Below are 19303 nucleotides of genomic sequence, written 5' to 3'. Positions count from 1 at the left end.
CGCTCGATGGATCACGGCCGGAGAAGCAGCGGTTTCGTCGAACCACGAGGCTTTCTCACATGCTGTCTTCAGTCGTTTCGGCTCGCCTGGCGATGCTCGCCGCCCTGGCCTTGCCGATGACGCTGGCGCCGATGCGCATCGACGCCGCAGAAACAAGGACCTTCAAGGCGCAGGACGGAAGCTACAGCTTCGAATACCCGCTGGGTTTCTCCCTGGATCATCTCTTCGCGGATGGGACGGGCGATGTAGCGGGCGTCAAGGCTTCGTCGCCGGCCAATGGTGACGTGCGCATCACCTTCCTGGGGCCCCGCGATGCCGGCGAACTCCAGGAGGTGAGCGAGCGGACGCGTCAATCCATTGCCGACGCCTTCACCAAGGCAATCGCGGTTCGCCCCTCGATCACGCTCAAATCAGCGACCATGACGACCCTGCTCGGCCGTCCGGCGGTCGACATGGTTTTCTCCAACGGACGCCCGCCTTTCAGCAAGGAGCGTCCGCAGATCAAGCGCTATGTTTTCACGGCGATCGGTGAAAAGGCCTACAATTTCGAGTGCATCTATCGCGCAGACAAGGCCGAGCAGTTCGCACCGGCCTGCGATCTGGCCGTTTCGACCGTCAGATTGCTCGATCCCGCAGCGGACGCGGGCGCCCCTGCAAGCACCGGCGATAACAAGGCGGCGACGAGGCTTTCAAGCGGCTGCACCAAATTGGAACTGAACAGGCGCGCCGGGCTGGTCATGGAAGCAACGTCCGACATGCTGATGAAGGACCAGTCCCCCGCGACGATCGAACGCCTGGGGAAGGCCCATGCGGCGATGAGGGCGATCGACGAACGGGCGGGCGACAAACCCTCCGAACGGGACTGCAAGGACATCGACGCCATCGGCGCGTCTCTGAAATAGCGCCGGGCCGGCGGGGAAAGACGCTCCGGTACCGCGCCTCAGCCGCCCGCTGCGGGCTTGGGGGGCCGCGGCGGTCCCTGCACCGCCGGCAGCGATTTCAGGTACTCCGCCATCGCCAGCCGGTCGGCCTCGGGAAGCTGCGCCGTGTTGCGCACCACCGCCGCCATCGAGCCGCCGACGCTGTCGAACTCCGGCGTGAAGCCCGATTTCAGCAACTCGGCGATCTCGGCCTTTGACCATTTGCTTAAGCCGTCCTCCGACTGCGTGATGTTCGGCACCCAGCCCTTGCCTTCCGGGTCCGGGCCTCCGGCATAACGCGTCGCCTGGACAATCGCGCCGAGACTGTTGCGGGCGGAATGGCACTCGGCGCAATGGCCGGGCCCCTGCACCAGATAGGCGCCGCGATTCCACTCATCGCTCTTCGTCGGATCGGGCTTGAACGGCGCCCCGTCGAAGAAGAGCAGCTTCCAGCCGCCGACCATGCGGCGGATGTTGAAAGGGAAAGGCAGCTCATGCGGCGGCGCCCTGCCCTCGACCGCCGGTAAGGTTCGGATATAGGCCAGGAGATCGGCCAGCGCCTTCGGCGTCATCAGCCGGTAGGAAGTATAGGGGAAGGACGGATAGAGGTGCTGGCCCCCGGGCGAGACACCGGCCGCCATCGCCTGGATGAAATCGGCCGTGCCCCAGTTGCCGATGCCGTCGCGCGTATGCGGCGAGATGTTCGGGGCGTGGAACTTGCCGAAGGGCGAGCCCAGTTCGAGCCCGCCGCCGAGCCGAGTCTTGTCGTCCTGGCCCGGCGTCGCATGGCAGGAAGCGCAGCCGCCCGCGGCGAAGAGCAGCTTGCCGTTCTCGATATCCGGCTGCGGCAGTGTCCCGATCTCCGGCCCCGGCGAGACCACGCGCGGATCGGTGAGGACGAAGAAGCCGGCGATGCCCGCCAGAGCGAAGACGAGGAGGGTTATCAGCAGGCGGCGCATCGGTTCCTCATCTGTGGCCCGTCATGTCCAAGGCAGTTTCGGCCAAGAAGGTCCGGCCGAAAAGCCCGTCGGTCAAAAACGGCCCGACACCTCGTCGAAAACAAGCGCCGTCATTCCGACCGCAGCGCAGCGGCGCGCCGGAATCCATCATAGGGCTCAATGCGCTACGATGGATTCCGGAGCTGCGCACCTGCGCTGCTTGTCCGAAATGACGGCTGCAAAGGACCTCGCTGGCGAGGCTCCTCACTTCTTGATGCGGTAGGCCTCGTGGCAGCTGCCGCAATTCTTGGTGGCGTCGCCGAAGGCCGCGCGGAACGAAGCCAGATCCGTCGCGCTGGCAGCGCCCTTGGCCGCATCGGCCTCGAACTTGGCGAAGGCCGTCTTGAAGCCGGCCTGGTCCTCCCAGACCTTCGGGGCGGCCGTGGTCTCGCCGCCGGTCTTGGAGTTGTCCGGGAACAGGGCCGGGACCTTCTTGGCCGCGTCGCTGTAGACCTTGAAGATGCCCTTCACCTTGGCGGCGTCGAACGGCGCCTCGCCCTTGGCGATGGCCGCGCCTTCACGGGTCGCCGCGCCGACGCTCTTCATCGCGTCCTTGCGCTCTGCGATCGGGTTCGACTGAGCGACGACGGCAGAGACGCCGATGGCGAGGCCAAGGGCGACGAGAGCAGTGCGGATCATACGCGGTATCCTCTGGAAGGCTGGCGCCGGGATCGACGCTGTTTGGAACGCTTCCAGATCAACCGATGACGATGACGGCGCCAAGTCGCATTCGCGTGAAATCGTTTGCACTGATGCAAACCGGATCTTGCATCAACCTCCGTATCCGGCCTCCCGCAGCGCCGCGAACACCTTGGCGGGCGTCGCCGGCATATCGATCGCCTTGATGCCCGCTGCCCGGTTCAGCGCATCGACCATGGCGTTCATCACCGCCGGGCAGGCCCCGATCGCTCCGGCCTCGCCCGCACCCTTCACACCGATGGCGTTGGTGACGCAGGGAACGTTGCGCGTCTCGAAATGGAAGTTCGGGATGTCGATGGCGCGCGGCAGGGCATAGTCCATGAAGGTCGCGGTCAGCATCTGGCCGGACGAGTCGAAGCGGATCTCCTCCATCAGCGCCTGGCCGATGCCCTGCGCCGCGCCGCCATGGACCTGGCCCTGCAGCATGATCGGGTTCAGCGTCACGCCGAAATCGTCGACCACGACATAGTTCTGGATCTGGGTCTCCCCGGTCGCGGGATCGACCTCGATCTCGACCACATGGCTGCCGTTCGGATAGGTCGCCTCCGGCGGTGTCCAGCTCTGGTGAACGCTGAGCTGCTCGGCCTTGGCGCCGGGAAGATTGGCGATCGCCTTGAGGTCGAGCTTCTTGTCGGTGCCGACGATGCGCACGGCGCCATCGACGATCTCGAGGTCGCCGGCGCTGGTCTCGAGTGCCTCCGAAGCGAGGTTCTTGAGATTGTCGGCGAGGATGCCCGTTGCCGCGTTCAGCGCCGCGCCGCCGACCGGGATCGAGCGCGAACCGCCCGTTCCCGAGCCGGTGGCGACCTTGTCGGTATCGCCCTGGACGACGCGGATCCGATCCATCGGGATGTCGAGATGCTGGGCGACGAGTTGCGAATAGGCGGTCTCGTGGCCCTGCCCGTTCGACTGGGTACCGATCAGCACGGTGACGGTGCCGTCTTTCTCGAGGATGACGGTCGAGCTTTCCGGCCCGCCGCCGCCGCAGGCCTCGATATAGCAAGCGAGACCGATGCCGCGGATCTTGCCGGCCTTGGTCGAGGCCTTCAGCCGGGACTTGAAGCCCTTCCAGTCCGCCACCTCCATGGCGCGGCGCATATGGCCCTCGAACTCGCCGGAATCATAGACCGGGCCGGTCTGCGTCTTGTGCGGCATCTCGCTCGGCTTGACGAAATTGAGCGCCCGCACCGCGTCCGGCGTCTTGCCGGTCTCGTGAGCGATCGCGTCGACGAGCCTCTCGATCAGATAGGCGGCTTCCGGCCGCCCGGCGCCGCGATAGGCGTCGACCGGCGTCGTATTGGTGAAGACGCCGCGGAAACGGACATGCACCGCCGGGATATTGTAGCAGCCCGGCGTCATCGTCGTGCCGACCCAGGGGATGAAGGGCCCATATTGCGAGAGATAGGCGCCCATATCGGCGGCGAGATCGACCTTGAGGCCGATGAACTTGCCGCGCTTGTCGAGCGCCATCGTCGCCGTCGTCAGATTGGCGCGGCCATGGGTGTCGGCGAGGAAATGCTCGGTCCGGTCGGCGACCCAGCGCACCGGGCGCTTCAGCTTCTCGGCCGCGACCATGGTCAGCGGGTATTCGCGATACATGAAGATCTTGGTGCCGAAACCGCCGCCGACATCGGGCGTGATCACCCGGATCCGGGCAGGGGCGACCTTCAGAATGTTGTTGGCGAGGATATCGCGCGTGCCATGGCTGCCCTGGCTGCCGAGCGTCAGCGTCCAGCGCTTGGTCGCCTTGTCGTATTCGGCGATGCAGGCGCGCGTCTCCATGTAGTTGGAGGCGAGCCGGTTGTTGACGATGGTCACCGAGACGGTGCGCTCGGCCCTGGCGAAGGCCTTCTCGGTCTTCTCGCGGTCGCCCTGCTCGGCCTCGAAGGCGACATTGCCGGCACGGCCGGGCCAGACCTGCGGCGCCGATTTCTCCAGCGCGGCAGCGATGCCGGTGATCGAGGGCAGCGTCTCGAATTCGATCTCGATCGCCTCGGCGGCGTCGCGCGCCTGGTCGAGCGTCTCGGCAACGATGAAGGCGATCGCCTCGCCGACATGGCGTACCGTATCGACCGGCAGGACCGGGACATGTGTCGGCTTGACGTTCTCGCCCGAGATTTCCTTGATCAGCCCCTTGCAGGGGATGTCGCCGAGATCGGCGACATCCTCGCCGGTCAGGATCAACTTGACGCCCTTGAGCTTCAGCGCCGCCTGCTTGTCGACGATCCTGAAGCGCGCATGCGCGTGCTGAGAGCGCAGCACATAGGCGTGCAGCGCGCCGTCGATCGCGGTGTCGTCGGTATAGCGGCCCGTGCCGGTGGTCAGGCGCTGATCCTCGACCCGGCGAACCGGCTGGCCTACTCCGAACTTCATGGGGCGCATGGCGGTGTCCTCGGAATTGTTCGAAAGAGAGTCTGAAACAGGCTCGGCTTGCAGTCAGCCCCGGCTGGATGCCTGCCCCATTGCACGCAACGCAGGCCGGCGGCGCCTTTTTCGGGACGAGAGGCCCGTCAGCGCGCCATCCGCACCGCGGTGTCGGCGAGCGAAACCATGGTATTGTAATTGGTGATCAGCCAGTTGGCGTCATTGGCCGCGCCCCTTCGGACATCGCCCTTCGACTTGCCGAGCTTCTCGCGCAAATCCCTGGCCTTGCCGAGCCAGGAACTCGCCTGCGATTCGATGAAGGGTACGCCTTTGGGCTCGCGCTCCTTGAAATTGTCCATCTCGCGCACTGCGGCGGCATAGCCGGCGACCGCTACGTCGAACGCCTTGAGATCGACGATCGGGCTTTCATTGCTCGGCATCAGGTCGACGACGGCACGAGCGTTGATCATGATGTTGCGGACCTGCCAGCGCGCCGACTTGCCTTCGCGCGCCTCGATCGCCGCCAGCTCTTTGGCGTCGAGATCGCGCTTGAAGACGCGCATCTGGCGATCGAGCGTCGCGCGCTCCTGCAGGAAGGCCTTGGCGGCCGGCACCATCTGCTCGTGCAGCTTGCGCCCTTCCGCGGCGCCGTCGTCGCGATAGTCCTTGCGCTCGTAATAGCGCTCGGCCCGCGTGATCAACGGCGCCAGCGCCTGATAGGCTGCGATATAGCGCCGGATCGTCTGGTCGATCTCGGGCAGCGCCGGATCGCGCACCGTCGCCTGCTCGGCCGCCGCGATCTCGCTGTTGACGTCGTAGAGGCTGTAGAGCCCGTAGGAGATGTAGCGTTCCTTGCCGGTCGGCCCCTTCTTCATGTCGACCCAGCTCGCATAGCGCTCCCACGATTGGTTGGCGCGCAGCGTCCGGTTCATCAGGGCCGTATAGGCGTTGGACTTCGAGATCGCCGCCTGAAGACCGGCATCGCCCGCCGGGGTCGCGGCCGGAGCGGCTGCCCCCTGGGCCAGGCCGGGAGCCGGAACAAGCGCCGTCAGTCCGCAGGTCATCAGCGCCAGCGCCAGGGTTGCGGAGCGAAGATGGATTCTAGACGGCATGCCGCATTCCCGATCCTGCCGGCCAGCATTGCAGCCGGCGGCGCTTGAACTCACTCGGCCCCGAAGACCGCTCAGCGCTCGACCGGCTCACCATGCATGACCCAATCCTTGAAGCCGCCACTATAATGGCTATCGACATCGAGGCCAGCCGATTGGGCGAATTCCATGGCGCGCAGCGAGCGCACGCCCGCAGCGCAGGAGAGCACCAGTCGTTTGCCCGGCTCATTCGGCAGATCGGCCGGATCGAACTGCGAGAGCGGCCGCGACAGCGAGCCGGGGATGCGCCCGGCGGCGAATTCATGCGGCTCGCGCACGTCGACGATCAGGATGGAGCCGGCGGCGAGCCCTGCCTTGACGGCGTCGATGTCGAGGTCGTTCACGATCATGCCTTTGCTCCGGCGGCGCTTCAGTTCAGGAGCTTGACCAGATAGAGGCTCAGGGCCGGAAATGCCACGCAGATGCCGAGGCGAATGATGTCGGAGGCGACGAAGGGCAGCACCCCGCGATAGATTCGCGTGATCGGCACGTCGCGCGCCAGCGAGGCGACGACGAAGACGTTGAGACCGATCGGCGGGCAGGTCATGCCGATTCCGACGACGATCAAGACGAGGATGCCGAACCAGATCGCGATGTCGTCGACCGGCATGCCGAAGTCGAGCGCGGTGACGATCGGAAAGAACACCGGCAGCGTCAGAAGGATCATGGCGAGCTCGTCCATCACGCCGCCGAGCACGATGTAGAACAGCAGCAGTCCGATCAGCACCGTATAGGGCTGCCAGCCCGAGGCCGCGATCATCTCGGCCGCCGCGGTCGGCACCTGCGTCAGGGCGAGGAAGGCGTTGAAGACCTCGGCCCCGAGCAGGATCGCGAAGATCATCGCCGAGGTCTCGGCGGTCTGGAGGATCGCCTGCTTGATGCCCTCGAAGCCGAGCGTGCGGCGGAACAGACCGATCGCCAGCATGATGAAGGCCCCGACAGAGGCGCCCTCGGTCGGCGTGAAGATGCCGCCATAGATGCCGCCGACCACGATCACCGCGACCGCCAGCGCCGGGATGACACCGATCAGCAGCGGCCAGCGTTCGCGCCAGGGAATGCGCTCATGCGCCGGGCCGAGCGTGGCGTCGCGCCGCGACATGATCCCGATGGTCAGGCAGTAGAACGCCGTCGCCATCAGCCCGGGGATCAGCGCCGCCTGGAACAGCTTGGCGATGTTCTGCTCGGTCGAGATCGCATAGACGACGAGAATGACCGAGGGCGGGATCAGGATTCCGAGCGTGCCGCCGACCGCCGTGACGCCGCAGGCGAAGCCCGGATCATAGCGATAGCCGCGCAATTGCGGCAGCGCCGCGCGGGCGAAGGTCGCGGTGGTCGCGACCGAGGAGCCGCAGATCGCGCCGAAGCCGGTGCAGGCGCCGATCATCGCCATGCCCAGCCCGCCGCGGCGGTGACCGATGAAACCGGAAGCGGCCTTGAACAGGTCCCCCGCCAGCCCCGAGCGCTCGGCGAAAGCCCCCATCAGCACGAAGAGCGGGATCACCGAGAGCGTGTAGTTGGCGAAGATCTGGTAGGGGGTGGTGCGGATATAGTTCAGGAAGGGCTCGAGCCCGTTGAGCTGAACATAGCCGGCACTGCCGACGACGAGCATGGCCAGCCCGATCGGCAGGCGCAGCGCCATCAGCGCCAGCATCACGCCGAAACCGGTGAGAGCCAGGGAGAAGCCGCTCATCGCGACTGTCTCATGAGGCGGCTCGCGCTGACGAAGGCGGCGAGCGCGACGAAACCCGCAAGCACGGCGCAGACCGCGATCGGCAGATAGCTCGGCAGTTGCAGAACCATGGTGTTCTCGCCGCTGACGAAGGCCGAGCGCGCACCGACGCCGAGCCGCCAGGCGATCAGCGCCATGGCGAGCCCGTAGACCACGTCCCAGAGCGCATCGAGCCCATCGCGCCAGCGCCGCGGCAGTTTGAGCGTGAAGGTGTCGACGAAGATATTGCCGCGCCGGAGCTGGCAGAGGGGTAGGAAGCAGAAGGCGGCGACCGCCGTCGCCATCTGCACCAGCTCGAAATCGCCGGGCACGCCGGCTGCGCCGACCAGGTCGCTGCGCAGGGTGACACTGACCACGACCATGGTCGCCAGCCCGACCAGCAGCGCCCCACCGATGAGCGCCACCGCCTCCGCCACCGCGTCGATCCGCGATGGCGGCCTATCGCCCAGCTCGTCCGCCATCCGTCGGTTCAGGCCGCGTTCTGGTGCTTGGCGAGCGCGGCGCGGGCGGCGGCGAGCAGCTTTTCGCCGTCGAGGCCCTTGTCCTTGGCGGTCTTCAGCCAGCCCTCGATCACCGGCTCGGTGGTCTTGCGCCAGCGCGCCGCCTCGGCCTCGTCGATCGTGATGATGTTGTTGCCGCGTTTCTTCACCATCTCGGCGACAACGACCGCCTGCTCGTCCCAGACCTTGCCGGCCATCGCGGCCGCCGCGGCACCGGCGTTCTTGTCGATGATCGCCTTCAGATCCGGCGCGAGCCCGTCATATTTCGCGCGGTTCATCGCCAGCACGAAGGTCGCGACATAGAAGGTCGGCGAGCCCGGGATCTCGGTGTGGTTCTTGACCAGCTCCTGCACCTTGATCGACGGCACGACCTCCCAGGGCACGACGCAGCCGTCGATGACGCGCTGGGCCAGCGATTCCGGCACCTGAGGGATCGGCATGCCGATGGCGTTGGCACCGAGCGCGCGCAGCGCCTCGCCGGCGAGGCGGGTTGGGAAGCGCAGCTTCAGACCCTTCAGGTCCTCCATCGTCTTCACCGGCTTGTTGGCGTGGATCAGCCCATGATCATGCGCCCAGAAGCAGATCGGCTTGATCTCCTTGAACTCGTCCTTGAGGTGCTGCTCGGCATAGTCGGTGAGCGCCAGCGAGTTCACCAAAGCGCGCTTGTTCGGCACGAAGGGCAGCTCGAACGCCTCGATGCCGGTGAAGCGGCCGGGCGTGTTGCCGGGCAGGGTCCAGACGATGTCGACGACGCCGTCGCGCGCCTGGTCGAAGAGCTGCGGCGGCGTGCCGCCGAGCTGCATGGACGGGAAGATGTCGATCTTGATGCGGCCGTTCGAATCGGCCCCGACCTTGTCGGCCCAGGGCTTCAGGAACTTGGCGTGCCCGTTCGAGACCGGCGGCAGGAAGTGGTGCATGCGCAACGTCACTTCCTGGGCGTTCGCCCGCGTGGCACGCAGCACCGCCGGCGCGGCCACCGCCGAACCGGTCAGCATCAAGAATTTGCGACGGTCAAAATTCATCGGTCCCCTCCCCGGGATCGCGCTCGCTTCGTCTGCCCCTCGCAGGGCTTTTCGCGCCCATACCGGCCGCGTGCCCCGTCTCGTCCAGTCACATGACGGCCAAACCCGACGCGAAGCAAGCCCGGCTCCGCCGGGAACCGGGCCTGCTCGACGAATTGGCTATGCCGTGTCTCAGGCCTGCGGCGGGATGCGCAGCACCCAGCCCGGCATGATCAGGTCGGGATCCTTGACCGGCGGCGTATTGGCCTTGACGATCTCGGTGTATTTGGCGCCCTGGCCCTTGCCGTAATGCACCTCGGCGATCTTCCAGAGCGTGTCTCCCTTCTTCACCGTGTAGAACACGGCGGCGGGCGCCTCCTTGTTGACGATCAGCTCCGATTCCACCGAGGCGACCCCGGTCGTGTTGCCGAGCGCCAGGATGATCTTCTCGGCCTCCTCGGTCGAGACCGCGTTGCCGCTGACCTTGACCTTGTCGCCCTCGACCTTGACCTCGACGCCGGCCGGCAGGCCATGGCTGGCGAGTTCCTTCTGCAACTCCTCGGAGGTCGCCGCCTTGGCAGGGCTCGATCCGAAGATTTTCGATCCGGCTTCCTTGATGAAACTGAACAAGCCCATGGGACGTCCTCCTGTAGCTGGGGGCCCATGAAGCCCGCTCGGCGTCACAAGTTCAAGACAGAACTCCAGCCCGCGCCCCAACCGGGGGGAACGCTTCCGCACGGCGCGGAAGACTGGCAGAAGCGTCGGAGCTGCCGGACCGGCGCCGGAGCGCCCGCCCTCGCGAGCCCTCCGTCCACAAGGGATACGCCATGACCATGCTCACTCTCGATCAGGCCCGCACCATCGTCGACGGCGCGCTCAAGCATGCGCGCGAGCAAGGCTTCAAGCCGCTCGCCATCGCCGTGCTCGATGCCCGCGGTGCCCAGAAGCTCTTCATCGCGCAGGACGGCACCAGCCTGAAGCGCGGCGAGATCGCGCTCGGCAAGGCCAATGGCGCGGTTGCGCTCGGCGTCGGGCCGCGCGCCCTCAACAAGATGGCTCTGGAACGCCCGCATTTCATCAACGGCGCCTCGCTCGCCATCGGCGGCTCGCTCGTTCCGGTGCCCGGCGGCGCGCTGATCCGCGATGCGGACGGCGCCCTGCTCGGCGTCATCGGCATCTCCGGCGACACCTCCGACAATGACGAAGCCGCGGCGCTGGCCGGCATCGCCGCCGCCGGGCTCGTCGCCGACACCGGCGCCTGAGCCGGGCCGCGCCGCAGCGGGAAAGCCATGCAGCGATGCGACGGCCGGGCTACGGCGTGTCGCATTGCCTTGCGACTGAATTTGCGGCAACGGAGGGCGCCCGAGGCGAGGGCGCGCCTCCGCCAGCCTCCACAGGGATTGCATCATGACCGCCGCGACCGCCAACGAGAACCTGCCCGCCAGCGAGATCATCGAGACCGATGCGCTGATCATCGGCGCGGGCCCTTGCGGCCTGTTCACCGTGTTCGAGCTCGGCCTGCTCGACATCAAGGCCCATCTCGTCGACATCCTGCCGAAGGTCGGCGGGCAGTGCGCGGAACTCTATCCCGAGAAGCCGATCTACGACATTCCCGGCTTCCCGCTCGTCACCGGCCAGCAGCTGGTCGACAATCTGATGGAGCAGATCCGGCCGTTCGGGCCGAGCTTCCATCTCAACCAGATGATCGAGGCGGTCGAGGTGCTCGGCACGCCCGAGGCCCCGCGCTTCCGGCTGCGCACCGATGCCGGCACGGTCTTCGACGCCAAGACCGTGCTGATCGCCGCCGGCGGCGGCTCATTCCTGCCGAAGAAGCCGCCGATCCCCGGCATCGAAGCCTATGAAAACCGCAGCGACGGCAGCGGCGTCTATTACGCCGTGCGCAAGATGGAAATGTTCCGCGACCGCGAGATCCTGATCGTCGGTGGCGGCGATTCGGCCCTCGACTGGACGCTGAGCCTGCAGCCGCTCGCCAAGCGTGTCACGCTGATGCACCGCCGCGACGATTTCCGCGCCGCGCCGCATTCGGTCGAGCAGATGCGCGCCCTCGTCGCCTCCGGCGCCATGGACCTGAAGATCGGCCAGATCACCGGCCTGCGCGGCGACGGCACGACGCTCGAGGCCGCGATCTGCCGCGACAACGCCAATGCCGCCTTCGAAATCCCCTGCGGGACGCTGCTGCCCTTCTTCGGCCTGACCATGAAGCTCGGGCCGATCGCCGATTGGGGCCTGAACCTCCACGAGAACCTGATTCCGGTCGACACCGAGAAGTTCGAGACCAACGTCCCCGGCATCTTCGCCGTCGGCGACATCAACACCTATCCGGGCAAGCTGAAGCTGATCCTGTCCGGTTTCCACGAGGCCGCGCTCGCCGCCCAGAAGGTCCACCGCTACGTCTATCCGGAGAAGCGGCTGACCTTCCAGTACACGACCTCGTCGAGCTCGCTGCAGAAGAAGCTCGGCGTCGCCTGAGAGCTGCGGCAGCCCGCCAACTCTCGTCCCGAGGAGCGCTCCTCAGGACGTGGGTTTGAAGGACTCTTAGATCGCCGCGCGTCCGTTCGGGATGACGGCAGCGGTGAAATCGAAAGATCGCCGCGCCCTCAGACGCATGCGCGGCGATCAGTGCGCCGAAGATGAGGCCGATGACGAGGCAGTGAGGTCGGGCGACGGGCGAGCCGGCTTGCGTGGCGCGACAGGCAGGGCTGCCGGCGTCACGGGCACGGTTTCCGGCGCCTGCTCGGCCACGGCGCTCTCCTCCTGCGGCTCGCTGACACGGTCGCGCAGTTCCGCGATCGCGCCTTCAAGCGGCCTGAAGACGAAGCGGACCTTGTGCTTGCCGGCCGGCACCTTGACCGCCCGGAACAGGACATTGGCCTTGAGGATCTCGACTTCCGTGCCGTCGAGCTCGGCGCGCCACCAGGGATGCCAGATGTCGTTGAGCACGACGAAGCCGGCCTGGGCGCTTTCGACCTCGATCTCGACCTCGGTATTGCCGTAGCGCTTGAGTTTGACCTCACCCTGGGCGCGGCTCGGCCCCTCGGCGACGCCCTCGCCCGGCTCGCTGTCGAGCAGGACGACCTGCTGCGGGTCGGCATCCGGCCATTTGCCGGCCGTCTTCATCCCCTCGAAATCGGCGAGCTGCCAGCCGCCGACGAACTGCACGCGCGGCAAGGCGCGCGGGTTCTCGTAGATGAAGCCGTCCTTGGTGTAGGCGACGAGCTTGAGATCGCCCGGCAGCAGCGTCCGGTCGACCTGGCCGATCGGCACGCGCGAGGCGATGTAGCGCAGGCCGAGGAAATCGGCGAGCCGGCAGCGATATGACGGGAACAGCGGCGTGAAGACGCGCTGGTCAGGCCCGGCGATCGAATCACGCGTGCCGACGGCGTCCGAGAAATCGGCGAGCCGCAGCGGGTTGTAGCCCAGCGTATGGTCGAAGCCGTGGATCATGCCGGCATTGGGCCATTCGAAGCCGAGGCCGAGCAGCTCGACCCGGTCCCGCCGCGGCGAATCCGCCGGCTGGGCGGTCAGCCGCTTGAGCACGGCAACCGTCTCGTTCTGCGTCTCCGGCCGCAGCACGTCGTAGAGTTCGGGCGCCAACGCCGTCGACTCGTTCGGACCGTTGTTGAAGGCGAGATCGGCACCGACGGCGGTCGTGACGATCAGGCTCGCCGCCAGCGGGCCGATCGCGGCGCGCCAGCGCGTCAGGGCGAGAACGATGCCCCCGGCGAGCGCGAACCAGAGCCCCGCAATCGCACTCGGCCACCAGGCATCGCCAAGATGGCCTTCGCGCTGCGCGACCAGCAGCGCCCCGGCGATCAGCGCCGCGAGCACCAGCGCCACGATGCCGAGATCGCGCCAGGGCGCCTTCGCCTTCTCCTCGGTCAGGAGCCGGTGCAGCAGATAGCCCGAGAGCACCGCGCCGAGCGCCCCGATCAGGAAAGTCGCGTCGGCGGGCCGGCGGAACGCCTTGACCCCGGGCAGGTACTCATAGGCGAGGTGGAAGAATGGGGTGTAGCGACCAAGCGAGAACAGCACCATCAGCACGAACAGGATGGTGAAGGGCCGGATCGCCCTGTCCCAGAGCCAGCCACGGCTGAGACCCGGCGCGATCAGCAGCAGGAAGGGCAGCGCCCCGACATAGACCTGCCCCATGTTCTGCGACAGGAATAGCTCCTTGGCATCCCATTGCGGGCTGTAGGGCCCCCAGAAGTCGACGGCCGGGTCGCTCGCGCCGAACAGGTCGCCAATGAAAGCGGTGAGCAGCGAGGCCGGGTGCAGCGAGCCCCTCCCCGCCTCGACGAAATCGACCGCCGGGCGCGTCGTCGCCTCGGCGAACAGCCAGGTCCAGAGCAGCGGCACGGCGATGGTCGCGATACCGGCGATGGAGGCCGCGGCGATCGGCGCGAGGCTGGCGCGGAAGCCCGCCTTGCCTTCGGCGATCCAGTGGGAAACCACCATGCCGACGAGGACATAGGCGCCGAGCAGCGCGACCTGGTCGGGATCGAGCACCATCATCCCGGAGGCCAGCCCGGCGAACAACCCATAGAGCAGCGAGGAACGCTGCAGCATGCGCGCCGTCAGCCAGAGGGAGAGCGCGAAGAAGGCGAGGCTCGAAATCTGCCCGACATGCTGGACGCGCCAGGCCGCCGAGGCGCCGAAGGCGAAGACCAGCGCCGCGAGCAGGCCCGCCGCCGGATGCCAGCCGCGGTCGCGGAAGAACATCAGCAAGGCGAGGCCGCCGACCAGGAGATGCGCCAGCACATAGGCGTCGACCGCCCGGAAGCTCGGCGAAGGGTTGATCAGCGCCAGCAGGATCGCCGGCGAGAAGATCAGCGATTGCGGATCGGCGATCTGCGGCGAGCCTCCGAAGACGTTATGCGTCCAGAACGGCGACTGGCCGGAATGCAGCGCCTGCGCGAGGAACTGGATCTGCGCCTGGAAATGCGCCTTGGCGTCGAATGGAATCGTCACCGCCCCGGAGAGCCAGGGCCAGCACAGCGCCACCCAGGCGCACAGGAACAGCACGGCCGCCAGCCTGTAGCCGGCGCCCTTGGTCGATGCGTGGTCCAACTGGACCCCCCGGTCCCTGGGGCGCGCCCACCGCCCGCTTGCCGGGGGGTTGTTCACGCCGATTTGAACAGGCCGGAAAAATGCGGCCCGCGACGTGAACCGAAACTGAATGAAACCGGCGCGCCGTTCAGATTCACGCGGCAGCGTCAACGCGCCGCTACCAGGGTCGCGGAATCTCGCTCTCAGCCCTCATCCTGGGGAACGATCGCAGATCGCGTCTCGAAGGATGATCGGAAGGCTCAGAGCGAACTGGAGCATCCTTCGAAACGCCGCGGAGTTTATCCTTGGGCCGGCCGAAGGCCGGACCCGAGGGCGGCTCCTCAGGATAAGGGCTGGAGGGACAACGCCCCCGAACAGTTCAGCGCTTCTGCGCCACCCAGGCGGCGAGCTGGCGCCGCTCATCCGTGGTCATGCCCGACAGATTGTTCGGCGGCATGGCATGGGTCATCACCGCCTGCACGCCGATCGCATGGCGCTGGCGCGCGATCAGCTCCGGCTCGTGCAGATAGACGCCCTTCGGAGCGACCCCGATGCCGGGCCAGGATGGCTCCGGCGCATGGCACATGGCGCAGCGCCCGGTGACGATGTTGGCGACCTCGGCCGGCGGCGGCACCAACCCCGCCAGCATGATCCGCCTGACCTCAGGCAACGGTTTCAGGCCGAGCCGCTCGCGCCCACCGGGTGAGGACGCCATCGCGACCCAGAAGGCGAGCCAGAGCGCCAGCGCCGCCACCGCCCAGGTCCACCAGGGTGATTTCGCATGGTCGGCATGGCGGACATTATAGAAGTGGCGGATCAGCGCGCCGGCGACGATCACGAGCGCGACCAGAACCGGGATCACCGCCGAATTGGCGTAGGTCACCGGGTAATGGTTCGCCAGCATCAGGAACAGCACCGGCAGGGTGATGTAATTATTGTGCAGCGAGCGTTGCTTGGCCTGCTTGCCGTATTTCGGATCGGGCACCTCGCCGGCGACCATCGCGGCGATGGTCTTGCGCTGGTTCGGCATGATCACGAAGAAGACGTTGGCCGACATGATCGTCGCCATCAGCGCGCCGGTATGGATCAGCGCGCCGCGGCCTGAGAAGACACTGGAGAAGGCCCAGCTCGCTGCGATGACATAGCCGAAGCCGAGCAACCCGAGCACGACGTCGTTCCTGCCCAGCGGCGACTTGCAGAGCAGGTCATAGAACAGCCAGCCGCCGGCCAAAGCCGCAATGCCGATCGCTCCCGCCGCGAAGGGCGAGAGCGCCATCACCGCCGGGTCGATCAGATAGAGTTCCGACTGGGCATAATAGACCCAGACCAGGAGGAAGAAGCCGGAGATCCAGGTCCAGTAGGCCTGCCATTTGTGCCAGGTCAGTTCCTGCGGCAGCACCTCCGGCGCGACCAGATATTTCCGCATCGCGTAGAAGCCGCCGCCATGCACCTGCCAGGCGAGGAACTGGGTCGGCTGGCCGGCCGCGTTTTTGGGCGCGTCGGGCGCCGCCCTGAGCGAGGCGTCGAGATGGATGAAGAAGAAGGACGAGCCGATCCAGGCGATGGCGGCGATCACATGCAGCCAGCGCAGCAGCATGCCGCCCCATTCCATGAGATAGGCCTCAAGCATGCGGCGTCTCCGCGAAGGCGCCTCGGCGCGCGAATTGACAGGGCAGATTCGGGGATGGAACTTGCATGCGGCTTCCAGACTAGGTTCGGCCTTTTCCGGAACGCAAGCATCATTCCGGCCGCGCCCGCGCGGCATCATCGGCGAAAGGATCAGGCATGGGGCGCTTGTCGACGCATGTGCTCGACACGGTGAATGGCAGGCCGGCTGCGGGGGTTCGCCTCACGCTCGACTGGATCGCCCCGGACGGCTCGCGCAATCGCGTTCTGGAAACCCAGACCAATGCCGATGGCCGCACCGACGCCCCCTTGCTGAGCGGCACGCTGACGACAGGCTGCTACGAGCTGACGTTCCGCATCGGCGACTATTTTCGAGGCGTCGGCACGGCCCAGCCGGAGCCCGCTTTCCTCGACCAGGTGCCGATCCGCTTCGGTATCGCCGAGCCGGAGGGGCACTATCACGTGCCGCTTCTCGCCTCGCCCTGGAGCTACTCGACCTATCGCGGCAGCTGAGGCGAAACGATTCCGTTTCCAACGCCTTACGCGCCGCTCCTGAATCACCTCCGCATGGACTTGAATCAAGCTATGAGCCCCTCCTCCTATCCGCGCGACCTCGTCGGCTATGGCCGCACCCCGCCGCATCCGCATTGGCCGGGCGAGGCGCGGATCGCGGTGCAGTTCGTGATCAATTACGAGGAAGGCGGCGAGAACTGCACGCTGCATGGCGACGCGGCCTCGGAAGCCTTCCTCTCCGAGATCGTCGGCGCCGCGCCCTGGCCCGGCCAACGCCACATGAACATGGAGTCGATCTACGAATACGGCTCGCGCGCCGGCTATTGGCGGCTCTGGCGGATGTTCACGCAGCGCAAGCTGCCCGTCACCGTCTTCGCCGTCGCCTCGGCGCTGCAGCGCTATCCCGAGATCGTCGCCTCGATGCAGGAGGCCGGCTGGGAGATCGCCACGCACGGGCTAAAATGGATCGATTATCGCGACCTGCCAGCCGAGACCGAGCGCGCCCATATCGAGGAAGCGATCCGCATCCAGGCCGAGCTCGCCGGGGAGCGCCCGCTCGGCTGCTATCAGGGCCGCACCTCGATCAACACCATCCCCCTGACCATGGCGGAAGGCGGCTTCCTCTACACCGCCGACGTCTATGCCGACGAACTGCCCTACTGGCTCGAAGGCCCGCATGGGCCCCAGCTCGCCGTGCCCTATACGCTCGACGCCAACGACATGCGCTTTGCGACGCCGCAGGGCTTCAACAGCGGCGACCAGTTCTTCGCCTATCTCAAGGACTCGTTCGACACGCTCTATGCGGAAGGCGAGACCGCCCCGAAGATGCTGTCGGTCGGCCTGCATTGCCGCCTCGTCGGCCGTCCGGGCCGCGCCGCCGCGCTCGCCCGCTTCCTCGATTATGTCCAGAGCCATGACAGGGTCTGGGTCGCGACGAGGCTCGACATCGCCCGCCACTGGGTGAGGCAGCATCCGCCCGCCGGCGGCTATCGCCCCTCGGCCGTGCCGAAGGCGCTGTTCGTCGAGGTCTTCGGCCGCATCTGGGAGCATTCGCCCTGGATCGCCGAGGCGACCTATGCTGCCGGGCTCGGGCAGCAACATGACGGCGCCGAGGCGCTGCACCGGGCGATGGTCGCGGTGATGCGCGCTGCCCCGCGCGAACGGCAGAAGGCGCTGCTGCTCGCTCATCCCGACCTCGCCGGCAAGATCGCGGCAGCCGGGGATCTGACGCCGGAATCGGCCGGCGAGCAGGGCTCGGCCGGGCTCGACCGGCTGACATCGGATGAGCGCGCCCGCTTCACCGCGCTGAACGAGGCCTACAAGGCCAGATTCGGCATCCCCTTCATCCTCGCCGTGAAGGGCCTGACCAAGGCGGACATCCTCGCCTCCTTCGAGGCGCGCCTGAAGAGCACGCCGGAGCAGGAGTTCGAGACGGCTCTCGCCCAGGTCGAGAAGATCGCCTTGCTGCGGCTGAAAGACCTGCTGCCGGGGTAGCCCCGCAGTTCCTCGCCGTCCTTCCGGACGAGCGCCGAAAGCGCGCAGCCCCGGAATGACCGAGAAGCGGTCGCCTACAACCCGCTCACCAGATGCCCGCCGTCGGCGGCGATGACTGCTCCGGTCATGTAGCAGGCGGCATCCGAGCAGAGCAGCAGGAGCGGACCATCGAGATCGGCGAGCTCGCCCGCCCGGCGCATCGGGATGCGCTTCTTCAGCGCCTCGCCTGCCTCGCTGGCGAAGAACTCGCGGTTGATGTCGGTGACGATGTAGCCGGGCGCCAGCGCATTGACCCTGATCGCATGGCGCGCCCATTCCAGCGCCAGTGCCTTGGTCATCTGGATCAGCCCGGCCTTGGAGATCGCATAGGGCGCGACCCTGCCGGCGACGCGCTCGCCGAGGATCGAGGCGATGTTGACGATGGCGCCGCCACCTCCCTGATCCACCATGATCTTCGCCGCCGCCTGCGCCGCGAAGAAGCAGCCCTTCAGGTTGACGTCGAGCTGGGCGTCCCATTGCGCCTCGCTCACCGAAAGCGCCTGCTCCGTCTCGCCGACGCCGGCATTGTTGACGAGGACGTCGAGCCCGCCGAGCAGGTTGGCCGCCTCCGCGATGCCGCTCTCGATCGCCGCGACCGAGCCGACATCGAGCGAGACCGGCACGATCTTCCCCGGCAGGCCGGTAGCCTCCCGCGCCAGTGCCGCGAGCCGGTCGGTACGGCGCGCCGCAGCGGCGACATGCGCGCCGCGCTCCGCCAGAAGCCGGGCGAAATGCGCCCCCAGGCCGGAGGAGGCGCCGGTCACCAGCACGCGCTTTCCCTTCAGATCGTCGAACATGCCGTTTCTCTCCCGCGGCCCTGCGAAGCGTTGTCAGGCCGCGAGGGGACAATGCCGCACCGGCCCGGTCAACCGGTCGTCCACGATGCGATGCGGAACCGCCCGGCGGCCGAGGCGTTCTTCCAGCCGACATCGCAATGACGGGGGAACCCATGTTTCGCATTCTGCTGGTGATCGCGGTCGTCGCGATCGGCTACGACGCCGTGGTCCATCAGGGCGCCTATACGCGCGACCTCTGGTCCAAGGCCGTCGGCGCGACCGAGCGCGTGGTCGACGAAGCCAAGCGCGTCAGCGAGCGGGCGCCGGACACGCCGCCGCGCACGCAGATGAATTGAACGACGCCGTCATGCTCGTCCTTGCGGCGAGCATCCACGTCCTGAACACCGAGGCTGATAGGCAAAGGCCAAG

The 19303-nt window shown here is 67.0% G+C and carries 18 protein-coding genes; 6 read left to right on the top strand and 12 right to left on the bottom strand.

Annotation, left to right across the window (positions count from 1 at the left end; all coding sequences use genetic code 11):
• Nucleotides 1-59: 59 nt before the first annotated feature.
• Nucleotides 60-902 (top strand): hypothetical protein, encoded by an 843-nt coding sequence (locus tag ACWGRX_RS13150; protein ID WP_452117878.1) that lies wholly within the window; start codon nucleotides 60-62, stop codon nucleotides 900-902.
• 38 nt (nucleotides 903-940) lie between these two features.
• Here the strand turns inward: ACWGRX_RS13150 and ACWGRX_RS13145 are convergent, their stop codons facing one another.
• From ACWGRX_RS13145 to lysM, 9 genes are all read right to left on the bottom strand, one after another.
• Nucleotides 941-1879 (bottom strand): cytochrome c, encoded by a 939-nt coding sequence (locus ACWGRX_RS13145; RefSeq protein WP_452117877.1) that lies wholly within the window; start codon nucleotides 1877-1879, stop codon nucleotides 941-943.
• A 243-nt stretch (nucleotides 1880-2122) separates the two neighbouring features.
• Nucleotides 2123-2557, bottom strand: a complete 435-nt coding sequence (locus ACWGRX_RS13140) for a c-type cytochrome (protein WP_452117876.1) — start codon at nucleotides 2555-2557, stop codon at nucleotides 2123-2125.
• Nucleotides 2558-2689: 132 nt separating this feature from the next.
• A complete protein-coding gene (locus tag ACWGRX_RS13135) occupies nucleotides 2690-4999 on the bottom strand; it encodes a xanthine dehydrogenase family protein molybdopterin-binding subunit (protein WP_452117875.1) in 2310 nt (769 codons plus the stop codon).
• Between the two features lie 128 nt (nucleotides 5000-5127).
• The gene (locus ACWGRX_RS13130; protein ID WP_452117874.1) at nucleotides 5128-6093 is read right to left on the bottom strand and encodes a YiiG family protein; all 966 of its coding nucleotides are present in this window, start codon (nucleotides 6091-6093) and stop codon (nucleotides 5128-5130) included.
• Between the two features lie 71 nt (nucleotides 6094-6164).
• Entirely contained in the window at nucleotides 6165-6479 is a 315-nt protein-coding gene (locus tag ACWGRX_RS13125) for a rhodanese-like domain-containing protein (protein ID WP_291646820.1), read from the bottom strand.
• 20 nt (nucleotides 6480-6499) lie between these two features.
• Nucleotides 6500-7819 carry a TRAP transporter large permease gene (locus ACWGRX_RS13120; protein ID WP_291634280.1) on the bottom strand — a complete coding sequence of 440 codons (1320 nt, stop codon included), beginning with the start codon at nucleotides 7817-7819 and terminating at the stop codon, nucleotides 6500-6502.
• Entirely contained in the window at nucleotides 7816-8319 is a 504-nt protein-coding gene (locus ACWGRX_RS13115; RefSeq protein WP_452117873.1) for a TRAP transporter small permease, read from the bottom strand. The genes ACWGRX_RS13120 and ACWGRX_RS13115 overlap by 4 nt, the downstream gene beginning before the upstream one ends.
• 8 nt (nucleotides 8320-8327) lie before the next feature.
• Nucleotides 8328-9380: a TRAP transporter substrate-binding protein gene (locus ACWGRX_RS13110; RefSeq protein WP_452117872.1), complete on the bottom strand. Its 1053-nt coding sequence runs from the start codon at nucleotides 9378-9380 to the stop codon at nucleotides 8328-8330.
• Between the two features lie 171 nt (nucleotides 9381-9551).
• Entirely contained in the window at nucleotides 9552-9995 is a 444-nt protein-coding gene (gene lysM, locus ACWGRX_RS13105; RefSeq protein WP_066472202.1) for a peptidoglycan-binding protein LysM, read from the bottom strand.
• 191 nt (nucleotides 9996-10186) lie between these two features.
• Here lysM and ACWGRX_RS13100 point away from each other — a divergent pair, with 191 nt between their 5' ends.
• Nucleotides 10187-10621, top strand: a complete 435-nt coding sequence (locus ACWGRX_RS13100) for a GlcG/HbpS family heme-binding protein (RefSeq protein ID WP_452117871.1) — start codon at nucleotides 10187-10189, stop codon at nucleotides 10619-10621.
• A gap of 145 nt (nucleotides 10622-10766) precedes the next feature.
• Nucleotides 10767-11849: an NAD(P)/FAD-dependent oxidoreductase gene (locus ACWGRX_RS13095; RefSeq protein ID WP_291634269.1), complete on the top strand. Its 1083-nt coding sequence runs from the start codon at nucleotides 10767-10769 to the stop codon at nucleotides 11847-11849.
• 147 nt (nucleotides 11850-11996) lie between these two features.
• On the opposite strand, the gene ACWGRX_RS13090 is transcribed toward ACWGRX_RS13095, so the two are convergent.
• Complete coding sequence (locus tag ACWGRX_RS13090; RefSeq protein WP_452117870.1) at nucleotides 11997-14447, bottom strand: hypothetical protein; 2451 nt, start codon at nucleotides 14445-14447, stop codon at nucleotides 11997-11999.
• A 358-nt stretch (nucleotides 14448-14805) separates the two neighbouring features.
• Nucleotides 14806-16056 (bottom strand): urate hydroxylase PuuD, encoded by a 1251-nt coding sequence (locus ACWGRX_RS13085; protein ID WP_452117869.1) that lies wholly within the window; start codon nucleotides 16054-16056, stop codon nucleotides 14806-14808.
• A 155-nt stretch (nucleotides 16057-16211) separates the two neighbouring features.
• Here ACWGRX_RS13085 and uraH point away from each other — a divergent pair, with 155 nt between their 5' ends.
• Complete coding sequence (uraH, locus tag ACWGRX_RS13080) at nucleotides 16212-16565, top strand: hydroxyisourate hydrolase (protein ID WP_452117868.1); 354 nt, start codon at nucleotides 16212-16214, stop codon at nucleotides 16563-16565.
• Between the two features lie 72 nt (nucleotides 16566-16637).
• Nucleotides 16638-18059, top strand: a complete 1422-nt coding sequence (puuE, locus tag ACWGRX_RS13075; RefSeq protein ID WP_452117953.1) for an allantoinase PuuE — start codon at nucleotides 16638-16640, stop codon at nucleotides 18057-18059.
• Nucleotides 18060-18133: 74 nt separating this feature from the next.
• On the opposite strand, the gene ACWGRX_RS13070 is transcribed toward puuE, so the two are convergent.
• A complete protein-coding gene (locus tag ACWGRX_RS13070; protein ID WP_452117867.1) occupies nucleotides 18134-18895 on the bottom strand; it encodes an SDR family NAD(P)-dependent oxidoreductase in 762 nt (253 codons plus the stop codon).
• Between the two features lie 152 nt (nucleotides 18896-19047).
• On the opposite strand from ACWGRX_RS13070, the gene ACWGRX_RS13065 reads away from it, so the two are divergent.
• Nucleotides 19048-19230 (top strand): hypothetical protein, encoded by a 183-nt coding sequence (locus tag ACWGRX_RS13065; RefSeq protein WP_452117866.1) that lies wholly within the window; start codon nucleotides 19048-19050, stop codon nucleotides 19228-19230.
• Nucleotides 19231-19303 lie beyond the last annotated feature (73 nt).

The organism is Allobosea sp. NPDC055594, assembly GCF_053618995.1.
Note: the sequence above shows the minus strand (reverse complement) of the source record. Positions and strands in the feature narration are given on the sequence as shown.